The sequence below is a fragment of the Acrocarpospora phusangensis genome (assembly GCF_016862995.1).
GTDB lineage: Bacteria > Actinomycetota > Actinomycetes > Streptosporangiales > Streptosporangiaceae > Acrocarpospora > Acrocarpospora phusangensis.
In genome coordinates, this window is sequence record NZ_BOOA01000163.1 from 1 (window position 1) to 6,328 (window position 6,328).

Genomic DNA, 6,328 nt, shown 5'->3' on the forward strand with positions numbered 1-6,328 from the left:
ACCGGCTAAGGAGCGGCCAAGCCCGCCGATCCGGAGGATCGGCCATGTTAAGGAGCCCCAGGATGTCCGCGGGATGGAGATGGATCGTCGCGCTGGTGATAGCCGGCGGTGCTTATCTCGTGCTGTGGGACGACCTGCCTCAGCCGGAGGAGATCTGGGGTGCGATCACCACGGTGAACCCGGTCTGGCTGGGGGTGGCCGTGATGGCGGAGGCCGTGTCGATGGCGATGTTCGCTCGGCTCTTCCGCAGACTGCTGGCCCTCGGGGGGACCAGGATCAGCCTGGGTCGCGCGCTCGCCGTCACGTACGCCCGCAACGCCTTCGCGAACTCGTTGCCCGCCGGGCCGGTGCTGTCCATCGCGTACACGACCAGGGAGTTCAGCCGGCTGGGGGCGGGCAGGCCGCTCATCGCGGCCACCCTGGTGCTGGCCGCGCTCTACTCGGGGGTGACGTTCGGGCTGCTGAGCCTGGTCGCGCTGGTCGGGTCGCCCGCGACCCGGGTGCCCACCCTCGTCGCCGCCCTCGGGGTGATCGTGGTCGTCGCGGCCGCGATGGGAACCCGCCCGTTCGCCGGCCTCGTACGGCGCCGCCTGCCGAAGCTGTCGGCGCAGCTGGACGCGGCCCGCGCCGCCATCCGCCCCGACCACCGGGACCGGATGATCCTGGCCGGGCTCGCGCTGCTGAACTGGCTGCTGGACGTGTGCTGCCTGATGGCGGTCTGCGTCGCGGTGGGCGTGGACATCGGCCCGCACACGCTGCTGCTCGGCTACGTGGCCGCCAAGGCCGCGCAGGCGCTTGCTCTGATCCCGGGCGGTCTCGGCGTGGTCGAGATCGGGATGGCGGCCACGTTCGTCGCGGCCGGGGCCGGCGGGGGGCCGGCGGGGGCGGTCGTGGCGTTGTACCGGCTCGTCTCGTACTGGCTGATTCTGGTGGCGGGGTGGGTGGCGTGGGCGTTCCTGCACGATCAGGTGCGGGCGGGGGCCAAGGCGGTGGGGCGGTTCCTGATGCGCGCGGGAGCGAGCATGAACCCGTTCGCGCTGCCGCCCACCGAGCGGGGCGCTCACCCCTAGGGGTTTGTTCAGGGTTCGTGGTGGAACGGGTTCTTCTGGTCGCTCGTTGAACGAGATGACTGACTACCCCAGACGGAGGGAACCACGATGTACCGGTCCAGGCACCACAAGATGATCGCGGGGGTCTGCGGCGGTATCGCCGAGCGCTTCGGCATGGCCCCCACCACGGTCCGGCTCCTGTTCCTGCTCTCCTGCATCCTGCCGGGCCCGCAGTTCATCCTCTACCTGATCATGTGGGTCTTCGTACCCAAGGCCCCGGCGTATTCTCGATAGCATGCAGAACCGGCCGTTGACCCTCATCCAGGACGATCTCGTCGACTACGAGAAGGCCATGGAGCGCATGGCCGACCTGGTCCAAGAACGTCAGGACGACCTACGGCCGGACACGCTGTGGCTGCTCAGCCACCCCATGGTCTACACGGTCGGGCGGCGCACGCTGACCGAGCACCTGCCCGACCCGTCGCACGGCATCCCGGTCGTGCCCACCGGCCGGGGCGGACAGCTCACCTACCACGGGCCCGGCCAGCTGGTCGGCTACCTGATCGTCAAGCTCGGCCCGCACGAGGGTGTGGTCGACTACATCCGCGAGGTGGAGCTGCGGCTGGTGTCCGCGCTGGGCGTGCTCGGCCTGCCGGCCGAACGCCGGGACACCCCGCCCGGTTCCGAGCTGCTCACCGGGGTCTGGACCGGCGGCCGCAAGATCGTGTCCATCGGCATGCGGGCCAGCAAGGCCGTCACCAGCCACGGTTTCGCCATGAACGTGAACGGCGACCTCAGCCCGTGGGACCTCGCCGTCGCGTGCGGCATGCCGGACGTGGACATGACGTCCATCGCCAGGGAGACCGGCGAGGCCGACTTCGACACCGTCCGCGCCGTCGTCGCCCAGGAGTTCCAGGCCTCCTGACGCCGGTACGGCTCCCGCCAGGCGGAAGCCGTACCGGGGAAGAGAAGGTCAGGCGTCGATCGAGTCGACCGTGCGGCGCGGTCCGGTGAACCAGTGCCGCGCGGACAGTGCCCACCAGAGGCCGACGCCCAGCACCATGGCGCCCACCACGATCGGCGCGTAGTTCACGGCGGTCCACGTGAACGACTCGTCGGCCCCTGCGGTGGCGGGATTGTCCTGGTTGAAGGGCACGCCCGCGGGGGCGAGCGGCATGATGAAGTAGATCGACACGATGACGATCTCGATGATCGCGATCCAGCCCATCACCTTGTACTTGGCGCCCAGCGTCCACGGGCCGGGCTGGAAGGCGTCGCCCATGCGCAGCCGCAGCCAGATCGGGATGGCGAAGGCGATGTACAGGCCGATCACCGCCACCGAGACCACCGCGTAGAAGGCCAGCGGGGTGCCGGTCGGGGCCTTGTACAGGGCGGGCAGGGTGAGGATGAGCGCGGCCACGCAGCCGAAGATGATGGCGTTGACCGGGGTGCGGTTCTTGTCCACCTTGGACCAGAGCCGCCAGCCGGGGATCGCGCCGTCCCGCGAGAACGCGTACGTCATGCGGGACATCGAGGTCACACAGCTCATGCCGCAGAAGAACTGCCCGATCGTGGAGATCGCGAAGATCGCGTTCGCCAGGTTGCCGGGCACGGCCGTGTCGAAGATCGCGCCGACGAAGCCGAACTGGGCGTTGATCTCGTCCACGTTGGTGGCCGCGAACAGGAAGGCCAGCAGCAGGATCCAGCCGCCGATGGCCGAGTAGAAGATCGACTGCCAGAGGCCGCGGGCCGCCGCGGTGGACGCGCCCTGGGTCTCCTCGGACACGTGCGCGCAGGCGTCGAAGCCGGTGATCGTGTACTGGGTGAGCAGGAAGCCCAGCGGCAGCACGTAGATCCAGAAGCTACCGCTGCTGAAGCCCGAGTTGTTGATCGTCTCGGTGAAGACGAACGACATCGACTGGTGCGAGTCCGGACCGAAGATGAGGATCAGGACCACCACCGCCGCGCCGAACACATGCCACCACACCGACACGTTCTGCAGGATGGAGATCAGCCGGTGGCTGTAGATGTTGATCAGCGCGTGCAGCACCAGCACGATCGCGAACAGGATGAAGGTGTTGGTCAGCGACACCTCGTACCCGAAGAACCGGTCGAGGGTGATGTTCAGGAAGGTGGCGCAGCCGTAGTCCACCGACGCGGTCACCGCGATCAGGCCGATCAGGTTGAACCAGCCGGTGAACCAGCCGTGGATGGGTTTGCCCATCTTGGCGGCCCACCAGTAGATGCCGCCCGCCGTCGGATAGGCGGACACCAGCTCCGACATGCACAGACCGATGATCAGAATGAAGACGGAGATGAGCGGCCAGCCCCAGGAGATGGCGATGGGGCCGCCGTTGTTCCACGCCTGGCCGAACGTGGTGAAACAGCCGGCCAGGATCGAGATGATGGAGAAGGAGATCGCGAAGTTGGAGAACCCGCTCCACGTTCGGGACAGTTCCTGCTTGTAACCGAGTTCGGCGAGTCGTTTGGCGTCGTCGTCGAGGGCTTGCGCCATAAAGGCCTCCTCAGTGCCTTTTGGGGGGGTTACCGGCGCACGGCGTCGATCAGACGTCCGAAGCCGGGGTCTTTGAGGTCGCGTACGGCTTGCGCGAACTTGTCGGCGGCCTCGGCGTTGTAGTCGAAGTCGCGGTGCTGCGGAGTCAGCCCGTGGTGCACGACGAACCAGAGTGTCCACGTCAGATTGGACATGATCAGGTTGAGCCGGACTCGTGCGGCCGGGGCGGCGTCGTCGAAATACGCCACGGTGAGACGCTCGACGTCGTCGGGGTCGAAATCGGCCTCGGCGGCCAGGTCGCCGAGCTCGAAGCAGGGGTCGTTGTTGCCGGACAGCTGGTAGTCGACGATTCGCACCACGTTGCCGGCCTTGATGAAGTTCTCCGGGAGCAGATCGTTGTGGCAGGGTACGGCCGGCATGGGCCGTACCGCCAGAGCCTGCTCGATCTCGGCCACGGCCGGGGTCCAGTCCTCGTAGCCGGCCGGGAGCTTGAGGCTGTTGACCTTGCAGCGGGCCACGAACTCGGCGTGCTTGCGGAAGATCGAGAAGTCGTTGCCGAACCGGGGGCCGGCGTGCAGCACCCGGCAGGCGGCCGCGATCCTCCCGATCTCGTCGCGTACGGCCGGGGCGTCGAGGGTGACGCCGTCGATGTATTCGAGGATGAGGGCGCCGGGAAGCCTGTGCAGGACCTGTGCGCCGACTCCCGTGGAGGCGGCCAGCACGGTGTTGGCGATCTCCTGCTCCAGGGGAATGCCCAGGCCTGTCGCGGCGATCCGCGGATCCAGCACCCGGAGCAGCCAGCGGTCGCCGTCCTCGGTCTCCACCCGGGCGATGTGGTGACTGAGGCCACCCTTGATCGTCGTATGGGTGACCGGGCGTCCGGCCCAGGCCGCGACCATTCCCAGCGCGTCGCTGACGGCATCTGGCATGCCCGGCTCCTTTTGGTCTACCTTCAGACCATTGATCCGATTGTGGAGCCCAGGCGTTACAGGACGGTACCAATGGTGCAACTTCCCGCAGACGCCCAGGCGGTTGTGGTCGGTGGTGGGGTAGCCGGATGCAGTGTGGCCTTCCACCTCGCCCGCCTGGGCTGGCAGGACGTGGTCCTGCTGGAACGGCACGACCTGACCGAGGGGACGACCTGGCATTCGGCGGGTTTCGTGGGCCAGCTGCGGTCCACGGTCACCCAGACCCGCATGATCATGTACTCGGCTGGTCTTTACCCAGAACTTCGGGATCTCACCGGGTTGGATCCGGGGTGGCACGGGGTTGGGGGGTTGAGGCTGGCGACCACGCCGGAGCGGCAGGAGGAGTTGCTGCGCCAGGCGGGGGCGGCCGAGACGTACGGGCTCGACATGGAGTTGCTGGACGCGTCGGCGACTCATGAGCGGATGCCGTTGCTGGCGGTGGATGACGTGCTGGGGTCGCTGTGGCTGCCGGGGGATGGGTGGTTGGATCCGGCGCGGTTGGGGCGGGCGCTGGCGGAGGGCGCGCGGAGGCTTGGGGTGCGCATCGTCACCGGGGTTGAGGTGACGGGGTTCGACGTCGAGGACGGTCGAGTTCGCGGGGTCAGGGTCCGGGAAACCGCTTCAGGTGAGGAGGGCGCGGGAGAGCCAGGCGGAGGGTCGGGGTTCGTGTCGTCTTCCGGAGCGGGGCGGCCTCAGCGGGACATTGCTGTCCATCCTCCGCAGGACCTGGCTGGCAGTACGGAGTCTGCGCGGCCGCCGCGGGACCTTGCTGCTGGGGGTGGTTCGGAGTGGGTTATTCGGACGGAGACCGTGGTCAATGCGGCGGGGGCTGCGGCTGGGGTGGTCGGGCGGATGGCGGGGGTGGATGTGCCCATCGTGCCGATCAAGCATCAGTATGTGGTGACGAAGCCGTCCGGGGTGCCGGTGACGGCGCCGACCGTTCGTGATCCGGACAACATCGTGTATTTCCGGGAAGAGGGTGGGGGCATTCTCGTCGGTGGGTATATCCGGACTCCGGAGATTTGGGATGATCCCAATCCGTTGGGTCAACCGCGCACGCTCTTTCCGCCGGACATGGCCAAATTCGAGGAATCCTGGGCGTCGGCTCGCCGTCGTCTCCCCTCTCTTCGTACTGACGACCAGATCATCAAAGTCGTCCATGGTCCGGAGGCTTTCACTCCCGACGGAGAATTCCTCCTGGGGGAGACCTCTGTGCGTGGTTTCTGGGTCGCGGCGGGTTTCTGCGTTCACGGTCTCGCGGCGGCCGGCGGTGTCGGCAAGGTCATGGCCGAATGGATCGTCGACGGTCAGCCCGAGTACGACATGTTCGGCATGGACATCGCTCGCTTCGGCGCCCACGCGCGTTCCCGTTCCTGGGCGCGCGCCAAAGCCATCGACTCCTACAGCAAGTACTACGACATCGCCTACCCCGGCGAAGAACGAACCGCCGCTCGACCTCTCCGGCGCTCACCCGCCTGGGTCCGTCACGTCGAACTAGGCGCGGAATTCGGCGAGAAATCCGGCTGGGAACGAGTCAACTGGTACAACCTCCCCAACTCAACGAGTCAACCGGTGGTTCCCCCACCCACCCACCCTTTGTCTCCCCCCGGGGCTCCGCCCCGCCCCCCGTCGTCCCCTACCGGCGACGTGAATTCGTCCACCGATCACGATTCACTCGATCGAACCACCACGCACGCCGAAACCACGTCCCCCGAAGAACCCTCCGGGGCTCCCCTATCCGAGGGGGTGTCCACAACTCCCGGGGCGTCGTCTCCGGAGGGGGTTTCGGCGGTGCC

At 67.6% G+C, this 6,328-nt stretch carries 6 protein-coding genes; 4 read left to right on the top strand and 2 right to left on the bottom strand.

Features of this window, described 5'->3' with window-relative positions; genetic code table 11:
* Positions 1 to 62 precede the first annotated feature (62 nt).
* The 3 genes from Aph01nite_RS40460 (at position 63) to lipB (ending at position 1,974) form a co-directional block, all read left to right on the top strand.
* Positions 63 to 1,070 (top strand): lysylphosphatidylglycerol synthase transmembrane domain-containing protein, encoded by a 1,008-nt coding sequence (locus Aph01nite_RS40460; protein WP_204046394.1) that lies wholly within the window; start codon positions 63 to 65, stop codon positions 1,068 to 1,070.
* Between the two features lie 87 nt (positions 1,071 to 1,157).
* Positions 1,158 to 1,343 (top strand): PspC domain-containing protein, encoded by a 186-nt coding sequence (locus Aph01nite_RS40465; RefSeq protein WP_204046395.1) that lies wholly within the window; start codon positions 1,158 to 1,160, stop codon positions 1,341 to 1,343.
* A 1-nt stretch (position 1,344) separates the two neighbouring features.
* A complete protein-coding gene (lipB, locus tag Aph01nite_RS40470; RefSeq protein WP_204046396.1) occupies positions 1,345 to 1,974 on the top strand; it encodes a lipoyl(octanoyl) transferase LipB in 630 nt (209 codons plus the stop codon).
* A 48-nt stretch (positions 1,975 to 2,022) separates the two neighbouring features.
* On the opposite strand, the gene Aph01nite_RS40475 is transcribed toward lipB, so the two are convergent.
* Together Aph01nite_RS40475 and Aph01nite_RS40480 are read right to left on the bottom strand one after the other, a co-directional pair.
* On the bottom strand, positions 2,023 to 3,564 hold the full coding sequence (locus Aph01nite_RS40475; protein WP_204046397.1) for an amino acid permease: 1,542 nt from the start codon (positions 3,562 to 3,564) through the stop codon (positions 2,023 to 2,025).
* A 29-nt stretch (positions 3,565 to 3,593) separates the two neighbouring features.
* Complete coding sequence (locus Aph01nite_RS40480) at positions 3,594 to 4,493, bottom strand: choline/ethanolamine kinase family protein (protein ID WP_204046398.1); 900 nt, start codon at positions 4,491 to 4,493, stop codon at positions 3,594 to 3,596.
* 135 nt (positions 4,494 to 4,628) lie between these two features.
* On the opposite strand from Aph01nite_RS40480, the gene Aph01nite_RS40485 reads away from it, so the two are divergent.
* The coding region (locus tag Aph01nite_RS40485; protein WP_204046399.1) for an FAD-dependent oxidoreductase at positions 4,629 to 6,328 on the top strand (1,700 nt) is incomplete at its 3' end.